Here is a 25,704-nt window from a genome sequence, read left to right on the forward strand (position 1 = left end):
TTACTTAGTACGAACATTATCGCTTTTTTACTAGTAATAATCAAGATATTTTAGATTAAAAATTAATTTTATTTGTGTTTTTCAGCATCAGCTAGTTTTAAAAGCTCTTCAGCATGATCAATTGCTAACTTCGTGACGGTTGCCCCAGCAAGCATTCTTGCTAATTCTTTAACGCGTGATTTACCACTAAGCAACTCAATACTAGTTTCAGTACGGTTATTAGCATCAACGTGTTTAGCAATATAATATTGATGATCAGCCATCGCCGCAACTTGAGGGAGATGGGTAATACACAATGCCTGTGATTTCATACTAATATGATGAATCTTTTCAGCAATTGCTTGTGCCACTCTACCAGAAACTCCAGTATCTACTTCATCAAAAATAATTGATGTAACCCCTTGAAGTTTAGAGAAAATAGTTTTTAAAGCTAACATAATTCGTGAAAGTTCCCCACCAGATGCAACTTTATTAAGTGGCTGCATAGCCTCTCCAGGATTGGTTTGAATATAAAATTCAACAGTTTCAACCCCTTTAGAAGAAAAAGTATCCTTAGGTAATTGTTTAAAGTGAACTTCAAATTCGGTCTTATCCATATATAAGTCTGACAACTGTTGTTGGATCTTATTTTTAAGTTTTTTAGCCCCTTGATGTCTAATTTCAGTAAGTTGACCACCAAGTTCATTTAAATCAGAAATACATTTTCTTAGTTGGATTTCTAAATCACTACCACTATTTTCTTCTGACTGCATTTCTTGTAATTCAGCTGAAATTTTTTCGTAGTATGCCAAAATTTGCCGAATTGAATCTCCATATTTGTGTTTCAATTCATAAATTGTGCTTAGACGAGCTTCAACTTCTTCCAAACGATTGGAATCAAACTCCAAAGTATCCATTTGATTAGAAATTTCTTTACTGGCATCTTGTAACATATAAAAAGCACTTTTAATGTTTTCTGAAATTGAAGTAAATGAATTATCTAATTCCTCAATATCTTCAATAGAACTCATTGCATCACCAATCATATCTAAGGGACTTATATTATCGTCGCCTTCGATGTTTGTTAATGCTTGATTTAAGTTTTGGTTAATAGTTTGAAAATTATTTAAACTATTTTTTTCTGCAACTAATTTTTCTTCCTCACCATCAATTAGATCCGCGTTCTCAATTTCATTGACCTGATATTGTAGCATGTCTAATCTTTGGGCCCATTCTTTTTCGTTTTGGTTCTTATTAGCAAGTTGTTTTTTTAATTTAAGATACAAATGGTACTGTAATTGATATTTTTCTAATACATCTTTTAATTTTGAACCAATAAATTCATCTAACAACAAAATATGTTTATCGCTTTGCATCAAAGTTTGATGTTCATTTTGTCCATAAATATCGACTAAAGTTTCTCCAATTTTTTTCAACGTATTTGTATTAACAAGCATGCCATTAACCCGACAGATATTTCGGCCATTTTTAAACAATTCACGTTGTAAGATTACACTATCATCATCGTGGTCAATTCCAAACTCATCTAATTTTGCTGCCGTAGTCTCATCGTGAGAAATATCAAATAGTCCTTGTAAAATTGACTTATTCGCACCAGTTCTAATGAAATGTTGCGAACCTCTTCCGCCAGCCAGTAAACCGACTGCATCAATAATAATTGATTTTCCAGCACCAGTTTCACCAGTTAGAGCTGTCATACCAGATTCGAAATTGATTGATAAATTGTCAATGATTGCAAAATCTTTAATTGAAATCTCTTTTAACAAAACGGTGCCTCCAATTAATTATTTAGGTTCTTATAGGCTCGATCTTGAACCTCTTTAACAGAAACATTCGGATTAATACTAGGTTTTTCGGTTGATTTTAGGTGAATCAAAAATTCAACATTACCTTCTCCACCTTTGATTGGCGAAAAGTCTAAACCTAAAACGGAAAAACCAGAATCAATTGCAAAGCCAATTACTTTATTTATAACTTCATTGTGAACTTTAGAATCACGAACAATTCCATGTTTACCAACATTTTCTTTTCCAGCTTCAAATTGCGGCTTGATTAAAGCCACTACTTCACCTTCAGGTTTTAAAATATTTTTCAATGGTGGCAAAATCAAATGTAATGAGATAAATGAAACATCAATTGAGGCAAAATCTGGAAGCCCATCGGAAAAATCTTCAGGTTTACTATAACGAAAATTAGTATTTTCCATTACATGTACTCTCGGATCTGTTCGAAGTTTCCAAACCAGTTGATTGGTTCCAACATCAAGGGCGTAACTCATCTTAGCGCCATTTTGAAGCATAACATCCGTAAATCCACCAGTCGAAGATCCAATATCTAAAACTGTTTTTGAAGCGACTGAAATACCAAAGCTCTTTAAAGCTTTAGCTAATTTAAGACCGCCTCGACTAACATAAGGCATAACATTACCTTTTAAGTGAAGTTTAGTATCAACAGGGATTTTAACTCCCGGTTTATCCAACCGTTCTTCATTTTTTCCTAGAACATCACCAGCCATAACAGCTCTTTTGGCTTGTTCACGACTGTCAAACAAACCTTGTTTGACTAATAAAACATCAATTCTTTCTTTTTCGATTGCCATATTATCCTTTTCCAAATTGAAAATACGATAAAAATGATTTTAACAAATCAATTGACTGCGCATTTTCTAATTTTTCTAATTCTTTTATACAATTTTCCACAGTTTCACTAAGTTTTGTTTTTGCACCTTGCATTCCTAAAAAATTGACATAAGTATTCTTGTCAATATCTTCCTGAGTTTCATCAGTAGGAGCATCTAAAATATCATCATAAATTTGAAAAGCAATTCCAAAATTCCAAGCAAATTCCAATAAAGATTGTTGGTCTGCTTCATCTACTTTTGCCAAGACGGATCCAGCTAAAATACAGTAATGAAATAATTCACCCGTTTTTTTACGATCTAAAGTTTGTAAACCAACCAAATCCAAAGTCTTTTCTGCTGAAGTAACGTCAATAACTTGACCTTCTACCATTCCCTTTGGGCCAGCAGCATTTGATAACAATGAGACTAGCTTAATTCTTTGAGAAGCAGGTAAAGAATTATCCGATAACCAGGAAAAAGCTAAAGTCAATAACCCATCACCAGCTAAAACGGCAATATCATCACCAAATTTTTTATGGTTTGCAAGTTTGCCACGGCGATAATCACTATTATCCATCTCAGGCAAATCATCATGAATTAAAGAGTAGGTATGCAACAACTCAACTGCACAACTAATTTTAATCAATTCATCGGTGATTTTGACTCCGTACGATTCCAATACTGCTAAAACAAGTAATGGACGTAATCTTTTACCCCCAGCCATTAATGAATATTGCATCGAGTTTACTAATAGATTTTCATTTGATGAATTTTTAATTTCTTTACTTAAAACTGCATCAATTTTAGGAATATATTCAGTTTGAAATCGATTTAATTTTTCCTGATTAAATTTCATTAAAATGGTAAATCTCCACTTTCATTTGCTTTTGCTGGTTCTTGTGTTTCATAACCCTTATCACGTTTAAAAGGAACTTCTTCCCCATCTGGATTAACCATTTTAGTTAAAGTATTTTCGGCATTCTCCAAGGTCTTTTGCATTTCTTGACTTAACTTAACTCCAGCTTGAAATTCAGTTAAAGCTTTTTCTAAAGGAACATCGCCACTTTGTAATTCATTTACAATTTGTTCTAACTTAGTCATGTTTTCTTCAAATGAAACTTTTTTTTCTGCCATTATTTTCCACTCTCCTGGTTTATCTTGGAAACATCTGCTTCAATATTTCCGTCGCTTAAATCAACGGTAATTGTTTCTCCAATTTTAACATCGGTTACTTTTTTAATAATATGATTTTCGGAATCTTTTACCATCCCATATCCACGTGCCATGATCTTCAAAGGACTCAAATGATCTAATGCATCGACCTTATTCCGCAACTGGTCCTTTTTTGAAGAATAAATTGCTTTTATATTTTGTTTTAGATTGGCATCTAAGTACTTTAACTGATTTTGTTTATCAATTAGTAGATTATGAGGTGACGAACCAGCTAGTTTACTTCGTATAAGTACTAATTTATTTTCTTTTTGCTTTAGTTGCTCTTTGAATGCGCTCAATAATTTATCCGTTAATAAATCAGCTTGTTGACTATATGACTCGTATAAACGGCTTGGATCTTGAAAAACATAACTTTGTTGTAGGTGATTTAATCTTTGTTGGTCAATTTTGATAAGATTTCGCATTGAATTTTCTAAACTATTTTGTAAATTACGGATGTTTGAAATCACATCAGTTAACTCTGGCGATGCGATGACCCCAGCTTGAGTCGGAGTCGAAGCCCTTTGATCAGCAACTAAGTCAGCAATAGTATTATCTGTTTGGTGTCCAACGGATGAAATGATGGGAATTTTACTATCATAAATTGCTCTAGCAACAATTTCTTCGTTAAATGGCCATAAATCTTCAATTGATCCACCACCACGTCCGATGATTAAAGTATCAAAATTACCGTTTTGATTAACATTTTCGATTTGCTTAGCAATTTCTTGAGCAGCACCTTCTCCTTGTACAGCTGCGGGATAAAGGACAACTTGTATGTGTGGATCACGTTTACGAACTGCATCAATGATATCTCGAATTACGGCTCCACTTTGTGATGTCACAACGGCAATTCGTTTAGGATATTTAGGAATAATTTGCTTATGGTTTTCGTCAAATAAACCTTCAGCATAAAGCTTTTTCTTTAGTTGTTCGTAGGCTAAGTATAAATTACCAATTCCATCAGGTTCCATTGATTCAACATAAATTTGATATTGCCCACTCTTGGCAAACGAGGTAACTCGACCTGTAATGAGAACTTTCATTCCCTCTTCCGGTTCAAACTTAACTTTGGCAAAAGAACTTTTCCACATCACTGCACTGATTACGGAATGATCATCTTTAATAACAAAGTATTGATGTCCAGGACGTTTTCTCCAATTTGATAGTTCACCAGTTACGTAAACTTTACTCAAATATGGATCATTTTCAAATTTTTTATGAATATATTGATTTAAAGCAGTAACCGTTAAATAATCATGATTCATTATTAAAGTCCCCATTCACACATTTCGACAGTTTGTTGCATTAACGTGGCAATCGTCATTGGACCAACTCCCCCAGGAACAGGCGTTATATAGCCAATTTTACTTGTTTTAGGGTCGTAATTAACATCACCGACTAATTTACCATTTGAATCTAAATTTTGCCCTACATCGATTACATAGGCGCCTGGTTTAAAATCTTTATCTTCAAGAGTCTTATATTTTCCAACTGAAGAAATAACAATATCAGCAGCTTGGGTATAAGCTTTCAAGTTTTTAGTATGACTATGTACTACTGTAATTGTTGCATTTGCATTCAACATCAAAGCCAACATTGGCTTCCCTACAATTGAACTACGACCAACAATTACCACCTTTGCACCATCTAGATTTACTTGGTATTTTTCTAGTAACGTCATTATTCCTTTGGGTGTACAAGCAACTGGATATTTTTCATCCAAATTTAAGAATAAATTTCCAATATTAATAGGATTAAAGCCATCAACATCTTTTTCGGGTGAAATTGTATTAATTACTTTTTGTTCATTAATATGTTTTGGTAAAGGTGATTGAACTAGAATTCCATTAACCTTGGGATTACTATTCAATTTATTAATTGTATCAATTACTACTTTCTCACTAACATCTTCCGAAAAAGTCTTCATAATTGAATTAATCCCTAATTCATTTGCTTTCTTTTCCTTCATATGAGCATATCTTCTACTAGCATCGTTATTTCCAACTAAAATAACTGCTATACCGGGGGTTACACCCTTTTTTGCTAGTTCACGAACTTTTTGTTTCGTAGACTCATTTAATTGTTTTGCGACTTTTCGACCATCAATTATTTTTACCATGTTGAATCCCCGCACTTCATTTTTAACTTAATTTTAGCATATTCCAAAATTAAACACCTTGATTAAACAAAATATAATTATAAAAAAACAAGAATCCTACGATAGTAGCTTTTGAGCTGTTATCGTAGGATTCTTGTGGCGTTTGAGAATTATTTTTCAGTATCGTTCATAATTTTATCTAAGATAGCATTAATAAAGTTAATTGACTTGTCATCACTAAAATTCTTTGATAATTCAAGTGCTTCATTAATAGCAACTTTTGCTGGAACATTTTCTACAAATTTCATTTCGTAGATTGCAATTTCAAGAATGATTAAATCTGACTTATTAAGACGATTAAGCGTCCATTTTGAGTCTAAATATGATTCAATAATTTTGTCGATTTTTTCTTTATTATCTTCAACACCATTAACTAATTCTTTATAGTAATCTGGTGCAACTGCTTCATCATTGTCAGTTAGATATTTAAAAAAATAATCTAAATTTAATTCATCATTACTTTGCATTGCAAATAAAGTTTGAAATACATATTCTCTGATTTGATGTCTGTTAATTTTCACTTTTTTCTCCATCATTGTCGAACAAGCTATCAGTATCAACTTTTGTAGCCTTTTCAGGAACTACACCTTCAACATGAACATTGACAGAACCAACCTGTAAATCAGTCATGAAAAGTAATTGTTGCTTAACTTGATCTTGAATTTGAAGTGCTACTTTAGGAACTGAAACTCCATAATCAAGGTAAACAAATACATCAACATCCAAGTTATCATCATCATTAAACACTAGCTTAACTCCGTGACTACGTTCTTTTCTACCAAATAATCCTTGAACACTTGAAGAAAAGTTGCCTCGCATTTTGTTAACACCATCAACATCAGTTGTTGCAATACTGGTAATCACTTCAATAACATTGGGTGCCACTTTAATTTTACCTAAATCACTTTTTTTATTATCTAAAGTAATAAATTGTTCTTCTGCTGCCATTTTCATAGCCTCCAATTCAAGAATAATTATTTTTTATTTACTTTCTTTGTCACGTGAAATGTAAGAACCATCAGTAGTATTGATAATTAATTTATCACCTTGGTTAACGAAGAAAGGAACTTGTAACGTAACACCAGTACTCATAGTAGCTGATTTTGAACCACCAGATGCAGTATCACCTTTGATTCCTGGTTCAGTAGCAGCAACTTCAAGGCTAACAGTCTTTGGTAATTCAATTCCAAGAGTTTCACCCTTGTATTGCATGATTTGAACTTCCATGTTGGGTTGTAAGTATTTCATTGCTTCCTTACAATCTTCACGTGGAATTGTAATTTGATCAAAAGTGTCATTGTCCATAAATACTAAACCAGTACCATCATCATAAAGATATTGCATCTTCATAGTATTGATTTCTGCTTTTTCCATTTTAGCACCAGAACGGAAAGTTTTTTCTTGAACAGCACCAGTTCTTAAGTTCTTAAGTTTAGTACGAACAAAAGCTCCACCCTTACCAGGTTTAACGTGTTGGAATTCTAAAATCTTCCAGATTGCATTATCAACTTCGATAGTCAATCCGTTTTTAAATTTTGCAGTTGAAATAGCCATAATAAAGCCCCCTATATTTACTTTCAATCATATCAATTGTAACTAGTCTAAATCAAGTGAATTAGCTAATTGCATAAAAAAAGACTCACGATTAAGCGAGTCTCAAATTTTTATTTACTTATTTGCAGTTTCAGCTTCTGGATAAACAGAAACTTGACGTTTGTCTCTTCCTAAACGTTCGAAACGAACGACACCATCAGCAAGTGCGAATAAAGTATCATCTGAACCACGTTTAACGTTAACACCTGGATAGATGTGAGTTCCACGTTGTCTGTAAATGATTGAACCAGTTGTAACAGTTGAACCATCAGCAGCCTTAGTACCTAAACGACGACCAGCTGAGTCACGACCGTTAGATGATGAACCACCGGTTTTATGGTGAGAGAAGAATTGTAAATTCATTTTAAGCATGTGCGATACACCTCCATATTAAAATTTATTGAACTTTAATGTATTGATCATATTGTTTTGCAATATCACTAATACCATTTTTAAAGCATAATAATAATGCTTGTACTCGAATGTTATCTAAATCTATATCTTTAATTGTTACAGCTAGATAACCGCCATTTTTTTCATCTTGATCAACCATTGGTTTAATACCAGCGACCTGGCTTAGACCATTAACCGTTGAAATTGATAGAACAGAAACAGCAGCACAAACAATATCATGCCCATACTCGCCAGAATCTGCATGACCAGATAATGTAAATCCAGTAATTAGATTCTTTTGAGAATTAAACTTTGCTTTAATCATAATAATTAAGCGTTAATTTTTTCAATCTTAACTTTAGTGTAAGGTTGACGATGACCTTTTTTAGAAGTAGAACCCTTCTTAGGTTTGTAACGGAAGATAGTAATCTTCTTTTGTTTACCTTGTTTTTCAACAGATCCTTCAACTGAAGCACCGTCTACTAATGGAGTTCCAACTTTAGCATTGTCTCCACCAACAAATACAACTTGGTCAAAAGTTACTTTGTCACCTGCAGCTGCATCTAATTTTTCAACGAAAATTGATTCACCTTCAGAAACTTTGTATTGTTTTCCACCTGTAACGATAATTGCGTACATGTACATGCACCTCCTTAAAATAATATGCTTAGACTCGCCATAGCTGAGCGCCGAAAACGGACTTAATACTCAGAATGTGCGGTTGTAGCTGTGAGAGTTCACAAGTACAACATAGTTATTATATAATAAATAAACTAAAAAAGTCAATAAAAAAAGAAATGCATTAAGCATTTCTTTTAAAAATGTCGCAGGAGCGACTCGAACGCTCGACCTACGGTTTAGAAGACCGTTGCTCTATCCAACTGGGCTACTGCGACATATTGTTCTTTAACAGAACAATAATAATTATATGAATTTTATAACCTTAAGTCAATAGGAAATTAAATAAGTTTCAAATCTTTTTCTATTTTTTTCTGAAATGCAACTTGAATTTCATTCTCAGTAAAATTCAAATCTGTTTTACCCCATTTAAGAAATAAAATCCATGCATGACGAAAAGCAATTACATCTTTCTCATAAAAAGATTTTAGCAACATATTCTCAATTGATAAATAAAGGATGTTCAACTGGTTTTTATCATCCTTGGGTAAAATGGTTAATCGCTTAGTTTCCTTTTCGCTTATAGATAGTTTATCTGTCCAATTACAAATAGTTGAAAGTAAAATAAAATCTTGCATCACTACAACCAGTTTTTCTAACCGTAATTCTTTAGATGAATCTGTAATCCCATCAATTTTAGTATAGTCTAGGCCGCAAACTTCCGCTAACTGTCCTAAATGAATATTCAAAGAAACTAAAATAGAAGATAAATGTTCAGTGTCTTTCCAAATAAATTGACGTTTAGCATCATACTGACGATATAAATTAACTGTTTGTTTACACATTGTTTCGATATTCAAAGGATCATCTCCACTTTCTGATTAATAAATCAATATCATTTATTTCATTTGGATGTTCAACTAAATTAAACCAATTAGTATTTAATTTATTTCTAAACCACGTTAGCTGTCTTTTAGCGTAGTGACGTGAATCAAGTTTAATTGCATCTATTGTAGCAGATAAACTTTGATGATTGTTAAAGTATGCATTGAACTCACGATAACCAATTCCTTTACATGCAGGATTATTTACCCCACCATTTGCATATAACCATTCGTTTTCTTGAAGCAATCCACTTTTCATCATCAAATCAACTCTCTGATTAATTCTTTGATAAAGTAACGCTCGATTACAATTTAATCCAATAATTAAGGCATCGTATTGTTTCTTCTGATTTTGCTGATCTGAGAATTTTTTACCGGTGGCTTTATAAACCTCTAAAGCTCTAATGATTTTACGAGAATTAGTTTTTGGAATTTTTATGGCTGCATCGGGATCAATTTCTTTTAGTTGACTCCACATATGTTCACTATTAGTCGAGGCTAATTCTTTTTCTAAATCGGCTTTTATTTTTTTATCAGAACTATTTTCTCCACCTAAAGCTAAACCATTAATCAAAGCTTGAATATAATAGCCTGTTCCCCCTGCAATAATTGGTAACTTTCCAGTACTAGAGATTTGATTAATTAGTTTCCCTGCATCATGAACAAAATCAACCACACTATTTTCCTCATCAATTTCTTTTGTATCAATTAAATAATGTTTAATTCCATCTTGGTCTTTTGTTTGGACTTTTGCAGTCCCAATATCTAATTTACGATAAATTTGTAACGAATCACCAGAAATGATTTCACCATTAAACTTTTTGGCTAATTTAATTGCTAAATCGCTTTTACCAACTGCCGTTGGTCCCACAATAATTAATATTTTTTTCATAATCATCTTTTACCTCATAGCTGATACTGGATATATTACATTAAATAACGCATAATAAACATGGAAATAATAATATGGAGGTTAGTTTATTATGCATAAATTTGGAAAAGGTTTTGCTACTGGTGTAGCTACTATGATTGGTCTTACCGCCGGAGTTCTATTCTCATTTAAAAAAGCAGTAGTTGAACCAATTGAATCACAAGAACAAAAAGCTGAAGAAAACCGTAAAAAATCATTAAGAAAATCTGGCTCTTCACACCTAGGTTAACAAAATAAAAAACCTTATCACAATCGTAATGACGGTTATGATAAGGTTTTTATTTTACTCAAGAATCAATTTTAACCCTTTTTAACTTTTCCATCCCATTTTTGGTAACCTTCATCCAAGATGGAAATGTTTTTAAAACCTTTTTTATTTAAAAATTTAGCTGCTCTCATACTGAGTGTTTTAGTTTGATCATACAAAAACACTGGCAAATCAGGACGAAGATCAGTGTAAAAATTTTTAAAGGTTGAGTAAGGAATATTACGAGCACCCATAATATGACCATTAGAAAAGGCATTAGCTTCTCTTAAATCAATTACTTGAGCCTTTCTAATTCCTTGTCGAAACTCATCTTCTGAAAGAAATTTAGCATAGCGCTTAGTCCGAAATACATTAAAATAATGTACCGCTGACCAAAGTGCAATAATAACAACAATTGCCACTAAAAACATGGTAATTGAGTTCAAAAAACTGGCGAAACCAGACATTTAAATCTACCCCATTCTTTAGTAGTTTTTATCTAAACTGTAATGCCATTGATGCAGCACCAATTACTCCAGCATCATTTCCAAGTTTAGCTAATTTAATCTTAGTTGAGTCTCTAACTGATGGAAACGCATTTTGTTGGAAGTATTTAGTAGTAGGTTGTAATAGAGTATTACCCGCATTAGAAACTCCACCACCGATAATAATACTTGCTGGGTTTAATGTATTACCAATCATTGAAAGAGCTAATCCAAGATAGAAACAAATCCGATCAACGACTTGATTAGCTAAAATATCTCCATTATCTGCAAGATAAAACACAAGTTTTGAGGTAATCTTTTCATCACCATCATCAATAAGTTCCTTCAAACGTGATGTTCCATTGAATTCTTTAGCCATATCATCAGCTACTCTAACAATTCCAGTTGCAGATGCATAAGTTTCTAGACATCCCCTTTTACCACAAGTACATAAATAACCATTTGATTGAACAGTAATATGACCTATTTCACCTGCTCCACCGTTTACTCCATGAAGCAATTTACCGTTGGCAATAACTCCACCACCAACACCAGTTCCAAGAGTAGCGAAAACAATATCATCTTCGTTACTACCAGCACCTTTCCAATATTCACCAAGTGAAGCAACGTTTGCATCGTTATCTAAATCAAAAGGTAAACCTAGACCTGCTTGAATATCTTTACGAATTGGTTGGGTAGTTTTCCAGTTTAAATTAAAAGCTTCTGACACAGTTCCATTTTCACGATTAACAGCACCAGGAGTTCCCATTCCAATTCCAATAAAATCATCAGTTGTTTTACCTGAATCTTCAATATGTTTTGAAATTGATTTAATAATATTAGGAACGATATGACTTCCATTATCACTAATATCAGTCAAAATTCTCCATTTTTCTAAAACTTCACCATCTTCATTGAGAAAGGCCATTTTTGTAGTTGTACCACCTAAATCAATACCAATTAAACCTTTTGACATAACTATAAACCTCCACCGTTATTTAATTTTTTTATTTTAAGTTCTTCAATCTTATGCTCATGAGTTAAAACTAATTTTGCTGAGACAAATTCTTTATTAGAAATAATCTTTGCCTTGTATAAATGATCAAGTTCCAAAGCCATCACTTCAATGTCCCAAATTCGTTTACCTACATAAACATAAATGCCAAACTTTTTCAAAAGTTGCTGCACATCATATAAAGTTTTCATACATAGCTATCATCCTAAATAATATCTTATTTGTGTAAATGATATAAACCAATATAGTACAATACCATTATAACAATAATTAAAGCGTTTGCATAAAATATTATACATTTTTTATTTAAAGTTTTAAATCCCTTTATTCCTAAAACTAAACTAATCAAAATGCCACCAATTAATCCACCTAAATGACCGATTATGCTAATCGATGGAATAAATAAATCAAAAATAAAATTTAAAATTATAAAAATTAAAAATGTTTTTGCATTATTTTGAATAAATGTATTATTTTTCAAATTTAAATATAAAACAAAATAAGCACCAAACAATCCAAAAATAGAGGTACTACTACCCGCTGAAATTCCATTTTCAAAAGCAAAACTAAATAAATTACCTACGATTCCCGAAACTAAAAAAATAATCAAATAACGAAAATGCCCATAAAATTTTTCTATTATACTGCCTAAAAAGTATAAAACAATCATATTTAAAATTAAATGTTGATATCCAATATGGATAAAGATTGGTGTTATTAATCTCAATATCTGACCTGCTTTGATTAGAGGATTGTATTCAGCACCAAATTCAATTAAAACGTTATTATTACTGGTACCACCAGCAAATGTCATAAATATAAAATAAATGACCATTATTCCAATTAAAAAATATGTAATAATGGGTTTCTTAGCCAAACTATTTTTTATCATTAATTTCCTCAACTATTAAATTTTGAACTGGTACATCAGTTAATTCTGGGATCCATTTTGAATCAACTAGTTGAATTTTTCTAACTAAACTAACTGTTTTACCTTGATAATTTTGTAGATAACGATCATAAAACCCACCACCGTAACCAATTCTCTGATTATTTATTTTTGAAAATGCAATTCCAGGGACAATTATTAAATCAATTTCATTTTTTTAATTGGTTCTTGTTCTCCATTAGGTTCTAAAATTCCAAATTTTGTTTTACATAAATCATTAATCGAGGTGAATTCAAAAAATTCCATCTTACCTTTTGCAAAAGTTTTTGGAATTAGGATTTGTTTCTTTTCAGCTAACCCTCGTTCGATAATTGGCATTGTATTTAGTTCATCATCAGTACTCATTGTCAAGGCCACTGTTTTTGCATCGTTCCATAAACTTGATTCAAACAATTTTTTATATAACGATTCTTCATTAATTGGAATTTTTTTCATTAAATTTAAAATGCTTTTTCTGATTTTTCTTTTCATTTTTTCACCATAATAAAAAAGATTTTGAGCTCTAGGCTCAAAATCTTTATTTTGTTTCGCGATGTAAAGTTGCTTTTCTTTCACGAGGGCAGTACTTTGTTAATTCTAAACGATCGGGATTGTTACGACGATTTTTAGAAGTTAAGTAATTGCGTTCGTGGCATTCAGTACATTCTAATGTAATGTGTACACGCATGGTAAATACCTCCAAACAGATGCTTTTTTAATTTATCAATAGTAACATAATTAATCATAACATTTTTTCAAAATAATTTCTAGCAATTATTCAAAATAATGTTAAGTAATTATACTTGACGCTTATTTTGGAGCATTTTCAACATCTTTCCAATAAGCATTTAAAATATCAGTTGCTAATTGACCGTTATTTCTACCAGACTCAGCAGGCATATTTGGCATTGCTAATGCAACAACCACTTTCGGATTTTTCGCTGGTGCCATTGCAATTAAACTAAGCGTAGTCGTTTGGTTACCATCGTAAAATGTTTGCGCAGTACCAGTCTTAGCCGCAATCTCTGGTTTTACAGTATTAAGAAGTTCTCCAGTTCGATATGGACTGGTTCCATGAACAACTTTATACATTCCTTGGAGAATAACATTTCTTTGAGATTGTGTCATTGGAATTTGATTTAAAATTTTAGGTCTGATTGTATCTTTAATAGCACCTAACTTTTTATTTTCTTTATTAATTCCTCGAATATTTTGTACTAGTTGTGGTTTCAAACGATAGCCACCATTAGCAATTGTCGCAACATATTGGGCCAATTGAATTGTAGTATAGCCATCATAGTTCCCATATGATTCATCAAGTGCTTTACCAATATTAGCAAAACCTGTTGGTCCTTCAATTCCAGCTGATTCTCCTGGCAAATCGATTCCAGTTTTAACACCTAAACCAAATTGTTTAAAATTGTTTCTTAAGGTTTCAAAAATTGAAGGATTCATATCTAAGTCTGCACCTGGTACATATTTAAAACCTGCTTCTTTCATTGCTAACTGCATCATATATGAGTTTGAAGAAACTTCCAAAGCATCTTGGGCTGTTAATTGAATATTATGACTACCATTAGTGTTAAACCAAGATGATTTGACCCCGCCACCATTTTTGATTGGTTGATCAGTTTGCGTACTGTTTTCAGGGGTTATAATTCCTTTCATCAAAGCTCCAGATTCCATAGCCGGTTTTACCACTGATCCCATTGTAATGGGACGATTAATGACACCCACATCGTTTTGTGTAACTTTATTTGTTTTAGGATCACGATCTACACCAGCCATACCAATTACTCCGCCAGTGTAAGGATTCATTACGACAGCATAAGTACCAGTTGAATATCCACCAGCTTGGTCTTTTCTAACAATTTTTTGTAAATCATTTTGAAATTTTGAATTAATCGTAAGTTGCAAATTATCTCCATTTTGACCTGGATATTTAACAACCTGTGAAATAATTTGATTACTACTGTTAACTTTGAATTGAGTTTGCGATTTAGAACCTTTTAGAACTGGTTCATATTGTGATTCAAGATCACTAATACCAACTGATTCATTTTGTGAATATCCCTGAGCCAATAAGCTATTAACACGATCCTCTGGAAGACCAGATTTATTTGATGAAACCGATCCAGTCACAGTTCGAACTTCTTTTCCTTGAGGATAATTTCTCACCCAATTACTACCAACTTCAACTCCAGGCAAATCAGATTGATGTTCTCCAACTAACGACATTTCTCTATCAGATACGTGATTATATTTTATATAAGTAGTTGATAAAGTATATGCACCACTCATAGAATTAAAAATTGCAGCTGCATTTTTCATGTCATTAGTAACTGGAGTAATTTTGCCGGCTATAAATTTATTAATTTCTGCCTTTTGTTGTTGATTGGGACTCATTGAAGCAGCGCCACTAATTTTCTTTTTAGCGCTTGCTTGATTTTCAGGATTTGCTAGATAATATTCTGCAATTTGTTTTTTAGTAAGTCGATTGGTAGGAACTGTAATATAGTCTCCTAATTTCGTTGCTGTTTGATACATGTCTTTTGATGATACGCTTGGCAATCTAGTATAAGTGATTGCCCTTTGGTTCTCATTTCCAACCATTAATTTTCCAGTTGCATCATAAATTTTTCCACGAGCTACATTACCATATTTAACATAATTACTGGTTTGATTCACGGTTGATTTGAAATAATTGCCTTGAATAATTTGTAAATCAGCTAATTTCCAAATTAACACAATAAATAATAATCCAACTACTAAGAAAATCAAATTCAAACGAAACGGAATTGTATTAGACTCATTTGTTTGTCTTGTTGAACGTGTCCGCTTTTTGAAAAATTTTCCAAAAAAGTTACCCACAGCAGTTACCCCTTTTTATCATATAATTTTAAATTAAATTCATTTCATAATTTAAACAATTAGCTTAATTATCGCATTATAAAAGCGGTTCCGCAACAAACATAAATTAAAATTAAGTAAAAAGATGCTAGGCAAATTGCCTAACATCTTTTTTTATATTTAATCGACACCTAAAATTTCAACATGCATTGTTCCATCTGGAATTTCAATATCAATTTTTTCTCCAACCTTGTGTCCCAAAAGGCCACGAGCAATTGGTGAATCATTTGATACTTTCCCAGCAAGTTGATCAGCCTCAGCTGCTCCTACAATTTGATATTCTTCTGGTTCTTCGTCAGGTAATTCTTTAAATGTTACAGTTTTACCAACACTCACTTCATCAGAAGCAGTTTTAATATCATCAACAATTTGAGCGAACTGCAACATATGTTCAACCGTATTAATACGGCTTTCTAATAGTGCTTGCTCATTTTTTGCTGATTTATATTCTGAATTTTCTGATAAATCACCATAACTTCTTGCAATCTTAATTTGTTCAATTACATGTGGACGTTGATTAGTTTTTAAATCTTCAAGTTCTTTTTCTAGCTTAATTTGACCATACTTGGTCATTGGATATACATCTTCAGCCATTTAAACACCTCATTATTTTATTCAACTTAAAATTAACATTAATCTCAAACTTTTTCAAACAAAATTATTAATAATCAATCAAAGAATTGGGATTATCATTACCAAAGATTGCCTGAACCTTTGTAACAAGCAAATCGATTGCCACAACATTCTTACCACCGCGGGGAATAACTATATCAGCATATCGTTTACTAGGCTCAACAAATTGATGGTACATGGGCCGAACGGTCGCTAAATATTGTTGAATAACTGAATCCAATGAACGACCTCTATCAGCAATATCACGCTTAATCCGACGAATTAAACGGATATCATCATCGGTATCTACGAAAACTTTAATATCCATTAAATCGCGAAGTCGTTTATCATTTAAAATCAAGATTCCTTCTAAAATAATGACATCAGTTGGTTCTTGGATTTTAGTTTCTTTACTTCTCGTGAATTTTGTATAATCATAAACTGGCTTTTCAATTGATTTGTAATTCAATAAATCATTCAAATGCTTAACTAATAAATCATCATCAAAAGCATCAGGATGATCATAATTAACTTTTTTACGTTCTTCAATAGTCATATCAGATTGATCATTATAATATGAATCTTGTTGAATGATACTAATCGAGTGCCCAAGCAAACGTTGCAAAATTGATTTACTAACGGTGGTTTTTCCACTACTAGAACCACCTGTTACACCAATAATAATAGGTCTTTTTTTGGTTGCCATTTGTCAGTTTCCCTTCTAAATTGAAACTATCTAATTTCAACATCAAGTTCATCTTGAAGATGTTTAGTAATTTTAGCAACTGCTTTGTTTACAACTTCATCTTTAAGAGTTTCTTTAGGATTTTCAAAAGTCAAAGAATAAGCTAATGACTTTTTGCCTGCTGGAACGTGTTCACCATCATAAACATCAAACAAAGTAACTTTCTTCAAGAAGGCTCCACCACGACGTTTAATAATAGCATAAACTTGTGCATTAGTAATGTCATCATTAACTAACATTGCCATATCACGACTAATCTTTGGAAATGGACTAACTTGTTGGTATTGTTGTTCACTTTTCTTAGCTGTAACTAATTTATCTAAGTCAAGTTCAAAAACAAACGTTGGCTTAATTTTGAAAGCTTTAGCTGTTGATGGGTGAACTTGACCAACAAATCCAATCACTTCATCACCAAGTTTTATTAAAGCTGTTTGTCCTGGATGCATTTCTGAAATTGAATCAGTTGCTTCATATGAAATTTCATCAGCTAATGATAACGTTTCAAGATATTTAGTCACAATTCCTTTCATTCCAAAGAAGTCCATTGGGGTAGCTTTTTGATTCCAAGTTGATTGAGCTAATGAACCAGAAATTGCTCCTGCAATGTGTTCAACTTCAGTTGGACGAACTTGATCAGCTTCGCGGAAAAATACCCGTCCTTGTTCAAAGAAAGGAACATCTTCAACGCCACGAGCTTGGTTATAGGCAATATCATCTAATAATCCCGAAAGTAAATTCATACGTAACACAGCATGATCATTAGTCATTGGCCATTGCAAATTGGTTTCATTACTATCATTTAGTAAAAACATCTTTGCCTTGGCTTCTGTAGTTAGCGAATAAGAAATTGCATGAGTAAGTCCTTCTCCAAGCAAAATTTTACGAGAATTTTTGATTAATTGTTGTTTAGGTGTAAAACTTCCTTCAGTAGTAACGGTAACTGGTAGTGTTACAGGAATATTATCATACCCATAAATCCGAGCCACTTCTTCAATTAAATCAGCATCAATTTTAATATCCCAACATCTAGTTGGAACGGTAACCAACATCTCATGATCTTTATTTTCAACTGTAAAGCCTAGACGATGGAAAATATCAGTAATTTCTTTCTCACTTAACGAGGTTCCTAAAACGTGATTAATGCGTTCAGCAGAAATTGAAATAGTAACTGGTTTAACAACTTCGTCACTTCCAATAACCACTCCTTGGCTAGCACGTCCATTAGCAAGGTCTTGAATTAATCCAGCTGCATAGTTTAATGCATTTTCTACATTGCCTTTGTCGATTCCACGTTCAAAGCGTTGAGATGCATCAGTATGAAGTAATTCTTTTTGAGCCATCTTACGAGTCGCAACTGGAGCAAAAACGCCAGCTTCAATTACGATATCAGTAGTATCTTTAGTAACTTTAGCATCATTTCCACCCATCAAACCTGCTAACCCGACTGGCTTTTCAGAATCTGCAATAACAACATCTAGTGCCGATAATTCACGTTCTTCTTCGTCTAAAGTTGTAATCTTTTCACCTGGTTTAGCTCGACGAACTCTTAAATCACCATCAGCAATCTTACTTAAATCATAAGCATGTAAAGGTTGTCCCAATTTCATCATTACTAAGTTAGTAATATCTACTACATTATTAATTGGTTTAATACCTAAATTCCATAATTTAATTTGGAGCCATAGTGGACTTGGCTTTACTTCTACATCCTTAACTACCTTAAGCTTATAGATAGGAGCAAGATCTTCATCCGCATGAGCCTTAATATCGGTCTTGGATTCTGTTTGCCCTAATTCCTTACCCGCTTTTTCATCAAAGTTAACTTTTTGATCAAAAACAGCTGCTAAGTCATAAACAGCACCACGTAAACTTAACATATCACCACGATTAGGGGTAACGTCTAAATCAATTAATGGGTCGTTCATACCAAGATAATCAAAAACCGAATTACCTAATTTAGCATCATCTGGTAAAAAGTAAATTCCATCTTTCCATTCATCAGGCACAACATCTTTAGAAAAGCCAATTTCATCTAATCCACAAAGCATTCCGTTTGATTGTACACCACGCATCTTGGCTTTTTTAATTTTGATGTTTCCACCAACCCGAGCTCCGGATAAAGCAACAATTACTTTTTTACCTACTTCAACATTGGGTGCACCACAAACAATTTGAAGCGGTTCATCTTCACCAACATCAATTTGGCAAATGTTTAAATGTCCAGCATCGGGATGTTTTTCAAAAGAAATGATTTTACCAACAACAATTTTTTTAAGCCCGTCACTTCTTTTAGAAACAGAATCTACTTCAACGGAAGTTCTTTCAATTTTTTCACCCAGATCTTCTGGAGAAAGATTAATGTCTAAATAATCTTTAAGCCAATCATATGATAATAACATTTCAATTCCTCCTAATTAATCAAATTGTGATAAAAATCTTAAGTCGTCAAGATAGAAATCACGAATATCATTTACACCGTATTTCAACATGGCAAAACGGTCAGGACCGACTCCAAAGGCAAATCCACCATATTCTTTTGGATCAACGCCAGCCATTTTAAGCACATTGGGATGAACCATTCCAGCCCCTAGAACTTCAATCCAGCCAGATCCTTTACAAACGTCGCAACCTTTACCACCACAATTCATGCAAGTAATATCTGCTTCCACTGATGGTTCGGTAAAAGGAAAGTAACTAGGACGAAGACGAACTTTAAACTTATCACCAAATAACTTATGCGTCATCGTTTCTAAAGTTCCCTTTAAATCAGCCATTGTAATATGTTTATCAATCATAATTCCTTCTACTTGATGGAATTGGTGGGAATGAGTTGGATCGTCGGTATCACGTCTGAAAACCACCCCTGGTGAAATCATCTTTAATGGACCTTTACTAAAATCATGTTTTTCTAGAGAACGTGCTTGCATTGGTGAAGTATGAGTTCTCATTAAAATTTCTTTAGTAATATAGAAAGTATCTTGCATATCGCGTGCAGGATGATCTTTTGGTAAGTTCATCATTTCGAAATTATAATGATCTTCTTCAACTTCAGGACCATTTAACACTTGATATCCCATCCCAATGAAAATATCTTCAATTTCATCAATAATTTGTTGAATCACATGTGGATGACCTAAAGCAACCTGGTTACCTGGTAAAGTAACATCCAATTTTTCTTCAGCTAATTTAGCATTTAATTTAGCGTTTTCTAATTCTGTTTGTTTCGTGGTAATCGCGGTTGCTAACTCATCACGAATTATATTTGCAAAACTACCAACTACTGGGCGCTCTTCAACTGGAAGTTTAGAAATTCCACGTAGTGCTTGAGTAATTGGACCTTTCTTACCTAACAATTGAACACGAATTTCATTTAAACTTTTTACATCGGTTGACGCGTCAATTTCTTTCAAACCATTTTGTTTAATTGTTTCTAAATCTTCTTTTAAACTCACAACAAAATCCCCCTTTTCAAATAAAAAAAGCCTCTCCCACAATCAAGGGACGAAGCTTCGCGTTACCACCCAAATTCATACAATTAGTATGCACTCTTAGATGGATAACGAACATCAATCGGACATTTTTTAATTAGCTTATGTCTACTTCTTCAAAAGCGAATTCAGTTACTATGATTTTTTTCAGCAATCAAAATCTCTCTGTTAAAACGTAACTTACTAATTCTTTCTTCACAGTAGTTAATGAAATTATAAATCAAATCTTAATAATGGTCAAACTTACTTATTACCATCACACCATTTATCTGCCCAAACATGAACTGATTTCATAATTGGTTGTAAATCTCTTCCCTTTTCTGTTAATTCGTACTTAATAAGTGAGGATTCATCAAAGGTTTTACGTGAGACGATATCACAATCACGTAGTTCTTTTAACCTAGCAGTTAAGATTCGATCACTACAGCCATCAATCTTATTAGCAATTTCTCCAAAACGAAGTGAATCACCAATCAATAGAGCTTCAATAATTACTCCATTCCATTTTTTACCTAAAATGGAAAAAACTTCTTCAAACCTAGAACAAAGACAATCTCCATTCTCTTTATCTATTTTTTTTCTGTTTGTCATCAAAATCACTACCTATTCTTTTTATGATTACCTTTGTTATTTAATAGTCTCTTAAACCTGTTTTCAACTGGCGACATAAATTCATTAACAGCAGCATAATCATCAACTAAGGAAACAATCACACTCTCCATATACTTAGGTCTAGCTAAAGTTAAACCCCACATATGTTTTAAAATAATATCTTCCTCTTTGGGTGTTAACTCCGTAATGTTTTTAGCATTTCGTAAAGCAACTCGAGGATGCATATATGCATGCGTCCCTATATCAAATTTAGTGGTTCTCCAATCATAATAAAATAAATCATGAAGCAATCCACCGCGAGCTGCAGCTCGATAATCTAGATTCATTTTTTTTGCAATCAAGTAACTAACATAAGAAACATAAATACAATGTTTTAACCTAGTTGAATGATGATGTTGTGTATAACCAGCTAATTGCTTAACTTCATTGGAAGCTAATAAATCAGAAATACAGTTCATAAATTCTGGGTCAGATTTCCATTCATTTGCCTTCATAATCTGTTCTCCAAATTACTTAATAATTTGAAACATAATCACTGCTGCCGCAATTGCAACATTTAGTGATTCTGCTTTTCCTTTAATCGGAATATATAAATTATTAGTAGTCTCTTTTAATAAACTCTTATTCATTCCATTACCTTCATTTCCCATAATCAAAGCAAAATCAGATAATGGAGTAATTTCTTTATAATTTACTGCATCTGGATTTAATTCAGTACCATAAATGGGAGTTTTTTGTAATTTTAATTTTTCAACCGCAGATGATAATGGGGCTTTGACTAATTTAATATGGAATTGGCTACCCTGCATTGATCGCTGTACTTTACTATTATATTGGCTAGCAGTACCATCACCAAATATAACCCCCGCAAATCCAGCTGCATCTGCAGTTCTAACCATCGTCCCAATATTTCCTGGATCTTGAATATCATCAAGTAAGAGCCATGCTCCATCTAATTTAACATCTAACAAGGATTGATTGTTAATTTTGCATAACGCAAAAATTCCTTGGGTGGTAGAAGTAGATGCAATTTCGCTAGCAATTTCGTCAGAAATAGAAATTACGTTTAAATCCTTTAAATCTGAGCCATGCTCAAGATATTGATCATCAGTGACAAAAATTGAAATTACATCTTTCTTTGGTAAATTATTAATCGCTTCTTGGACTAAATGCCAGCTCTCAATTAAATACTGGTCCGATTTTTTACGGCCTTTAGCAGTTGCTAATTTTTTTAATTCTTTTACTTTTTTATTTTGTTTTGATGCAATTCGTTCCATATATGAATTCTTCCTCAAATTAATTTATTCTAATCATTATACTAACACATCAATCAAACAAATAAACTTGAAACAATTTTAAAATTGATAGACGATTATTAAATTATTTTCAAGTTTATTACAAAGATTCAAATATATAAATTCTTTTATTAATATATTTTTGATTTAATTTAAATTCATTCAATTGCAGTAACAACTGCATTAGTTTAATATTATAATTATGATTTAATAGATGGGAGTATCATAAATGAAAAATAGAAAAAAACTGAGTTTAATTGGAATAATTGGATTCGCAGCACTGACCCTATCGGGTTGTGTACGTCAAGATTCTCATGGGCATCCATATGGAATGGTTTACGATTATTTAGCAGTTCCAGGACAACATGTAATGGATTGGTTAGCTAAATATGTTGGGGGTTATGGTTGGTCTTTAATTGCAATCACTGTAATTGTTAGATGTCTATTGTTACCTGTCATGATTAGTCAATTAAAAAAATCAACCATTATGCAAGAAAAAATGGCTTTAGTTAAACCTCAAATGACTAAAATTCAATCATTGTTGAAAAATGCCAAAACTCAAGAAGAGCAAGTTGCTTTAAATCAACAAATGATGAAACTTTACAAAGATAATGGTATTAGTATGACAGGTGGAATTGGTTGTTTACCACTTCTAATTCAAATGCCTATATTTGCTGCTTTATATGCTGCAATTCGTTATTCTCCAGAATTGTCTCATACAGTTTTTATGGGAATTCAATTAGGACAAAAAAGTATTTTACTAGCTGTTCTCTCACTGATTGTTTACGCAATTCAGGGTTATCTTTCTATTTTAGGAATGCCAAAAACTCAACGTAAACAAATGGGAGCTATGATGATTATAAGTCCAGTAATGATTTTCTTTGTCTCATTGTCATCTCCTGCTGGATTAGGAATCTATTTCTTCATTGGTGGATTATTTGCAATTATTCAACAATTAATTGTTAATGAAATTCGTCCTAGAATTATCAAGCAAATTCAAACAGAAGCTAAAAAAAATCCGCCTAAAATAATTGTTCCAGATACCCTTGAAGAAACCGAAGAAAAAGTTTCTGCTGAAGAAAGCAATGACAATCAAATAAATCACAATAATAATCGAAATGCTAACAAACAGCGTCATCATCACGAATAATTTAAAAAAGCTAGGAATTTATTTCCTAGCTTTTTTGTAAACAAAAACACCTTAACCAAAGTTAAAGTGTTAATGTAATTAATCTCTATTATCACCCATTCCAATAAGTTCCAAAAGAATTTGGAAGATGTTAAGAATATCAAGATAAATACTTAAAGCACCAATAGTACTGTATTTTTGAAGTTGTTCTTCACTTTGGACTGAATCAGCAAAACGCTTTACGCTTTGAGTATCAAAAATGATGAATACCGCAAAAATTACCAACATTACTACATCTACAAGAACGTATAATAAAGCAATGTGGAAAATCATTGAAACTAAACTTAACACAATAGCGGCTAAGAGTCCCCAAGTTAAGTATGCACCAAATCCAATAAAATCTCGTTTAGTAGTATTTGCATAAAAAGTTAACCCACCAAACATCACTGCTGTTCCTAACATTGCTAATCCAATTGTCTTTACATCATAATAAATAAGTACGGGACTTAACGAAACCCCAAACAATATGGTCATTAAGTAGTAAATTGTATTAGTTGTTGAGGCACTAGTATTATCATTGGTAACTGAACGACTTAGAGCAAACATTAACCCAAGAGCAACTACCAAAATTAATAATGAAGTCGTGATTCCCATTGACATAACCCATTTAGTCATAAAGACAGCCATGAGTGTCATAATTACTCCAGTAATAGCAAGACCAGTACAAACTTTTTGATAAGTTTTTGCGACTAATCTATTTGCTATTTCAGCAGTATTTCCATAAATTTCACCATTCATAAAAATATCTTCCTTTCAAATTCTATAATAGACAAGATAAATTCTAACACGATTAAAATATAAATCCTAGAATCAATCTTCATAAGTTTAAACTTTAGCTAAAACTTTATTTGTTTTAATAAAAAACAAATTAAATGCATTATTTCACAATTAATTCTATAAAAAAAGAACATCGAAAACCCATGGTGTTTTCAACGTTCTTCATTATCTATTAGTTGTTCTTTTTAGCAACTACTTCTTTTCCATCGTAGAAACCACAGCTTGGACATACGTAATGTGACTTACGTAATTCTCCACAGTTAGGACATGGACTCATGCCAGGAACACTCAATTTGATGTGTCCACGACGCATATCTCTTCTAGATTTTGAAGTTTTTCTCTTTGGTACAGCCATTAATAATAACCTCCCTTATTAATTAATTTCCACTAGTGAATTTTTAAGCCTTGTCATCATTTTTAGAATGAAAATTCTTTAAACTTGCAAGACGTGGATCAACTTTCGTTGTTTCCTCCTCTTGATGATTAAAATCATCTTCAGAAATAACTTCCCAGTCATTTCCAGATGGCATTGACTTACCATCTTGTTCCTCAGGAGAAAGAACCTGCATAGGAATATTAATAATAATATTATCCGCTACAGCTTTATCAAAATCAATTGCATCATCATCTTCGTCAATTTTTAATACCACAACATCTTCATCATAGCGATTCAATGCTGCTTTAGTATTAACATAAACTTCATTAATATCAAAGTCTAAATCAAGTTCAACTGGATCCAATGATCTTGAAGAAGGAACAGTTACACTTCCTTTAACATGGGCATCAATAATCACATCTCCATTATCAGAAATCGCTGATACTTTCACGTCAAAAGGTGTTGCATCTAAAATATTATCAGGATATCGTTCTTTTAAATCCGCTCTTAAATCTAATTTACCGCTGTCTTCAAAAGAATTATTTTTATATTCCTGAAGTTTTTCAAAAGACCATTTCATAAAAACAACCTCCAATGCAACAATCCAATTATA

At 32.4% G+C, this 25,704-nt stretch carries 34 protein-coding genes, 1 tRNA gene and 2 other annotated features; of the genes, 2 read left to right on the top strand and 33 right to left on the bottom strand.

Annotated features, from left to right (window positions below; genetic code table 11):
- Positions 1 to 68: 68 nt before the first annotated feature.
- From recN to miaA, 15 genes are all read right to left on the bottom strand, one after another.
- The gene (gene recN, locus FD36_RS01040; RefSeq protein ID WP_056957594.1) at positions 69 to 1,766 is read right to left on the bottom strand and encodes a DNA repair protein RecN; all 1,698 of its coding nucleotides are present in this window, start codon (positions 1,764 to 1,766) and stop codon (positions 69 to 71) included.
- Between the two features lie 14 nt (positions 1,767 to 1,780).
- Complete coding sequence (locus tag FD36_RS01045) at positions 1,781 to 2,593, bottom strand: TlyA family RNA methyltransferase (protein WP_056957666.1); 813 nt, start codon at positions 2,591 to 2,593, stop codon at positions 1,781 to 1,783.
- A gap of 7 nt (positions 2,594 to 2,600) precedes the next feature.
- Positions 2,601 to 3,476, bottom strand: coding sequence for a polyprenyl synthetase family protein (locus tag FD36_RS01050; RefSeq protein ID WP_056957595.1), 876 nt, complete (start codon positions 3,474 to 3,476; stop codon positions 2,601 to 2,603).
- On the bottom strand, positions 3,476 to 3,754 hold the full coding sequence (locus tag FD36_RS01055; RefSeq protein ID WP_014081940.1) for an exodeoxyribonuclease VII small subunit: 279 nt from the start codon (positions 3,752 to 3,754) through the stop codon (positions 3,476 to 3,478). The genes FD36_RS01050 and FD36_RS01055 overlap by 1 nt, the downstream gene beginning before the upstream one ends.
- Positions 3,754 to 5,100 carry an exodeoxyribonuclease VII large subunit gene (gene xseA, locus FD36_RS01060; protein WP_056957596.1) on the bottom strand — a complete coding sequence of 449 codons (1,347 nt, stop codon included), beginning with the start codon at positions 5,098 to 5,100 and terminating at the stop codon, positions 3,754 to 3,756. The genes FD36_RS01055 and xseA overlap by 1 nt, the downstream gene beginning before the upstream one ends.
- Before the next feature lie 2 nt (positions 5,101 to 5,102).
- A complete protein-coding gene (locus FD36_RS01065; RefSeq protein ID WP_056957597.1) occupies positions 5,103 to 5,954 on the bottom strand; it encodes a bifunctional 5,10-methylenetetrahydrofolate dehydrogenase/5,10-methenyltetrahydrofolate cyclohydrolase in 852 nt (283 codons plus the stop codon).
- A gap of 149 nt (positions 5,955 to 6,103) precedes the next feature.
- Entirely contained in the window at positions 6,104 to 6,514 is a 411-nt protein-coding gene (gene nusB, locus FD36_RS01070) for a transcription antitermination factor NusB (protein WP_056957598.1), read from the bottom strand.
- Positions 6,504 to 6,941: an Asp23/Gls24 family envelope stress response protein gene (locus FD36_RS01075; RefSeq protein ID WP_056957599.1), complete on the bottom strand. Its 438-nt coding sequence runs from the start codon at positions 6,939 to 6,941 to the stop codon at positions 6,504 to 6,506. The genes nusB and FD36_RS01075 overlap by 11 nt, the downstream gene beginning before the upstream one ends.
- 33 nt (positions 6,942 to 6,974) lie before the next feature.
- Positions 6,975 to 7,547, bottom strand: a complete 573-nt coding sequence (gene efp, locus FD36_RS01080) for an elongation factor P (protein ID WP_056957600.1) — start codon at positions 7,545 to 7,547, stop codon at positions 6,975 to 6,977.
- A gap of 114 nt (positions 7,548 to 7,661) precedes the next feature.
- Positions 7,662 to 7,958 (bottom strand): 50S ribosomal protein L27, encoded by a 297-nt coding sequence (rpmA, locus tag FD36_RS01085; protein WP_014081934.1) that lies wholly within the window; start codon positions 7,956 to 7,958, stop codon positions 7,662 to 7,664.
- 25 nt (positions 7,959 to 7,983) lie between these two features.
- Positions 7,984 to 8,304, bottom strand: a complete 321-nt coding sequence (locus tag FD36_RS01090; RefSeq protein ID WP_014081933.1) for a ribosomal-processing cysteine protease Prp — start codon at positions 8,302 to 8,304, stop codon at positions 7,984 to 7,986.
- A gap of 5 nt (positions 8,305 to 8,309) precedes the next feature.
- Positions 8,310 to 8,618 carry a 50S ribosomal protein L21 gene (rplU, locus tag FD36_RS01095; protein ID WP_041817715.1) on the bottom strand — a complete coding sequence of 103 codons (309 nt, stop codon included), beginning with the start codon at positions 8,616 to 8,618 and terminating at the stop codon, positions 8,310 to 8,312.
- A 20-nt stretch (positions 8,619 to 8,638) separates the two neighbouring features.
- Positions 8,639 to 8,712, bottom strand: a sequence feature (ribosomal protein L21 leader region).
- Between the two features lie 89 nt (positions 8,713 to 8,801).
- Positions 8,802 to 8,875, bottom strand: a tRNA-Arg gene (locus tag FD36_RS01100).
- Between the two features lie 63 nt (positions 8,876 to 8,938).
- Entirely contained in the window at positions 8,939 to 9,457 is a 519-nt protein-coding gene (locus FD36_RS01105) for a hypothetical protein (protein WP_056957601.1), read from the bottom strand.
- Between the two features lie 4 nt (positions 9,458 to 9,461).
- On the bottom strand, positions 9,462 to 10,373 hold the full coding sequence (gene miaA / locus FD36_RS01110) for a tRNA (adenosine(37)-N6)-dimethylallyltransferase MiaA (RefSeq protein ID WP_014081930.1): 912 nt from the start codon (positions 10,371 to 10,373) through the stop codon (positions 9,462 to 9,464).
- 91 nt (positions 10,374 to 10,464) lie between these two features.
- On the opposite strand from miaA, the gene FD36_RS06440 reads away from it, so the two are divergent.
- Positions 10,465 to 10,641 carry a DUF3042 family protein gene (locus FD36_RS06440; protein ID WP_014081929.1) on the top strand — a complete coding sequence of 59 codons (177 nt, stop codon included), beginning with the start codon at positions 10,465 to 10,467 and terminating at the stop codon, positions 10,639 to 10,641.
- Positions 10,642 to 10,712: 71 nt separating this feature from the next.
- Here the strand turns inward: FD36_RS06440 and FD36_RS01115 are convergent, their stop codons facing one another.
- From FD36_RS01115 to FD36_RS01180, 15 genes are all read right to left on the bottom strand, one after another.
- Complete coding sequence (locus tag FD36_RS01115) at positions 10,713 to 11,126, bottom strand: rhodanese-like domain-containing protein (RefSeq protein WP_014081928.1); 414 nt, start codon at positions 11,124 to 11,126, stop codon at positions 10,713 to 10,715.
- Between the two features lie 28 nt (positions 11,127 to 11,154).
- On the bottom strand, positions 11,155 to 12,120 hold the full coding sequence (locus FD36_RS01120; RefSeq protein WP_056957602.1) for an ROK family glucokinase: 966 nt from the start codon (positions 12,118 to 12,120) through the stop codon (positions 11,155 to 11,157).
- 2 nt (positions 12,121 to 12,122) lie between these two features.
- Positions 12,123 to 12,350: a YqgQ family protein gene (locus tag FD36_RS01125; RefSeq protein WP_014081926.1), complete on the bottom strand. Its 228-nt coding sequence runs from the start codon at positions 12,348 to 12,350 to the stop codon at positions 12,123 to 12,125.
- Between the two features lie 26 nt (positions 12,351 to 12,376).
- On the bottom strand, positions 12,377 to 13,051 hold the full coding sequence (locus FD36_RS01130) for a rhomboid family intramembrane serine protease (RefSeq protein ID WP_056957603.1): 675 nt from the start codon (positions 13,049 to 13,051) through the stop codon (positions 12,377 to 12,379).
- The gene (locus FD36_RS07020) at positions 13,038 to 13,256 is read right to left on the bottom strand and encodes a 5-formyltetrahydrofolate cyclo-ligase (RefSeq protein WP_082610571.1); all 219 of its coding nucleotides are present in this window, start codon (positions 13,254 to 13,256) and stop codon (positions 13,038 to 13,040) included. The genes FD36_RS01130 and FD36_RS07020 overlap by 14 nt, the downstream gene beginning before the upstream one ends.
- Positions 13,247 to 13,579 (bottom strand): 5-formyltetrahydrofolate cyclo-ligase, encoded by a 333-nt coding sequence (locus FD36_RS01135; protein ID WP_056957604.1) that lies wholly within the window; start codon positions 13,577 to 13,579, stop codon positions 13,247 to 13,249. The genes FD36_RS07020 and FD36_RS01135 overlap by 10 nt, the downstream gene beginning before the upstream one ends.
- A gap of 46 nt (positions 13,580 to 13,625) precedes the next feature.
- On the bottom strand, positions 13,626 to 13,775 hold the full coding sequence (rpmG, locus tag FD36_RS01140) for a 50S ribosomal protein L33 (protein ID WP_014081923.1): 150 nt from the start codon (positions 13,773 to 13,775) through the stop codon (positions 13,626 to 13,628).
- 122 nt (positions 13,776 to 13,897) lie between these two features.
- Positions 13,898 to 15,958 carry a peptidoglycan D,D-transpeptidase FtsI family protein gene (locus tag FD36_RS01145; protein WP_056957605.1) on the bottom strand — a complete coding sequence of 687 codons (2,061 nt, stop codon included), beginning with the start codon at positions 15,956 to 15,958 and terminating at the stop codon, positions 13,898 to 13,900.
- Positions 15,959 to 16,117: 159 nt separating this feature from the next.
- Positions 16,118 to 16,591, bottom strand: a complete 474-nt coding sequence (gene greA / locus FD36_RS01150; protein ID WP_056957606.1) for a transcription elongation factor GreA — start codon at positions 16,589 to 16,591, stop codon at positions 16,118 to 16,120.
- A 67-nt stretch (positions 16,592 to 16,658) separates the two neighbouring features.
- On the bottom strand, positions 16,659 to 17,315 hold the full coding sequence (gene udk, locus FD36_RS01155) for a uridine kinase (protein WP_056957607.1): 657 nt from the start codon (positions 17,313 to 17,315) through the stop codon (positions 16,659 to 16,661).
- A gap of 26 nt (positions 17,316 to 17,341) precedes the next feature.
- On the bottom strand, positions 17,342 to 19,753 hold the full coding sequence (gene pheT, locus FD36_RS01160; RefSeq protein WP_056957608.1) for a phenylalanine--tRNA ligase subunit beta: 2,412 nt from the start codon (positions 19,751 to 19,753) through the stop codon (positions 17,342 to 17,344).
- 15 nt (positions 19,754 to 19,768) lie between these two features.
- The gene (gene pheS / locus FD36_RS01165; protein WP_056957609.1) at positions 19,769 to 20,806 is read right to left on the bottom strand and encodes a phenylalanine--tRNA ligase subunit alpha; all 1,038 of its coding nucleotides are present in this window, start codon (positions 20,804 to 20,806) and stop codon (positions 19,769 to 19,771) included.
- Between the two features lie 42 nt (positions 20,807 to 20,848).
- Positions 20,849 to 21,049, bottom strand: a binding site (T-box leader).
- Between the two features lie 36 nt (positions 21,050 to 21,085).
- Entirely contained in the window at positions 21,086 to 21,433 is a 348-nt protein-coding gene (locus FD36_RS01170; RefSeq protein ID WP_056957610.1) for a winged helix-turn-helix transcriptional regulator, read from the bottom strand.
- Positions 21,434 to 21,441: 8 nt separating this feature from the next.
- Positions 21,442 to 21,948 carry an HDIG domain-containing metalloprotein gene (locus FD36_RS01175; protein ID WP_014081916.1) on the bottom strand — a complete coding sequence of 169 codons (507 nt, stop codon included), beginning with the start codon at positions 21,946 to 21,948 and terminating at the stop codon, positions 21,442 to 21,444.
- 15 nt (positions 21,949 to 21,963) lie between these two features.
- Entirely contained in the window at positions 21,964 to 22,731 is a 768-nt protein-coding gene (locus FD36_RS01180) for a TrmH family RNA methyltransferase (protein ID WP_041817709.1), read from the bottom strand.
- 247 nt (positions 22,732 to 22,978) lie between these two features.
- Between FD36_RS01180 and yidC the strand changes: the two genes are divergently transcribed.
- Entirely contained in the window at positions 22,979 to 23,899 is a 921-nt protein-coding gene (gene yidC, locus FD36_RS01185; protein WP_056957611.1) for a membrane protein insertase YidC, read from the top strand.
- Positions 23,900 to 23,977: 78 nt separating this feature from the next.
- Here the strand turns inward: yidC and FD36_RS01190 are convergent, their stop codons facing one another.
- The 3 genes from FD36_RS01190 to FD36_RS01200 form a co-directional block, all read right to left on the bottom strand.
- Positions 23,978 to 24,676, bottom strand: coding sequence for a Bax inhibitor-1/YccA family protein (locus FD36_RS01190; protein ID WP_056957612.1), 699 nt, complete (start codon positions 24,674 to 24,676; stop codon positions 23,978 to 23,980).
- Between the two features lie 211 nt (positions 24,677 to 24,887).
- Positions 24,888 to 25,070, bottom strand: coding sequence for a 50S ribosomal protein L32 (gene rpmF, locus FD36_RS01195; protein WP_014081912.1), 183 nt, complete (start codon positions 25,068 to 25,070; stop codon positions 24,888 to 24,890).
- Between the two features lie 43 nt (positions 25,071 to 25,113).
- Positions 25,114 to 25,671 carry a DUF177 domain-containing protein gene (locus FD36_RS01200; RefSeq protein ID WP_056957613.1) on the bottom strand — a complete coding sequence of 186 codons (558 nt, stop codon included), beginning with the start codon at positions 25,669 to 25,671 and terminating at the stop codon, positions 25,114 to 25,116.
- Positions 25,672 to 25,704 lie beyond the last annotated feature (33 nt).

It is taken from the genome of Fructilactobacillus sanfranciscensis DSM 20451 (assembly GCF_001436035.1).
GTDB lineage: Bacteria > Bacillota > Bacilli > Lactobacillales > Lactobacillaceae > Fructilactobacillus > Fructilactobacillus sanfranciscensis.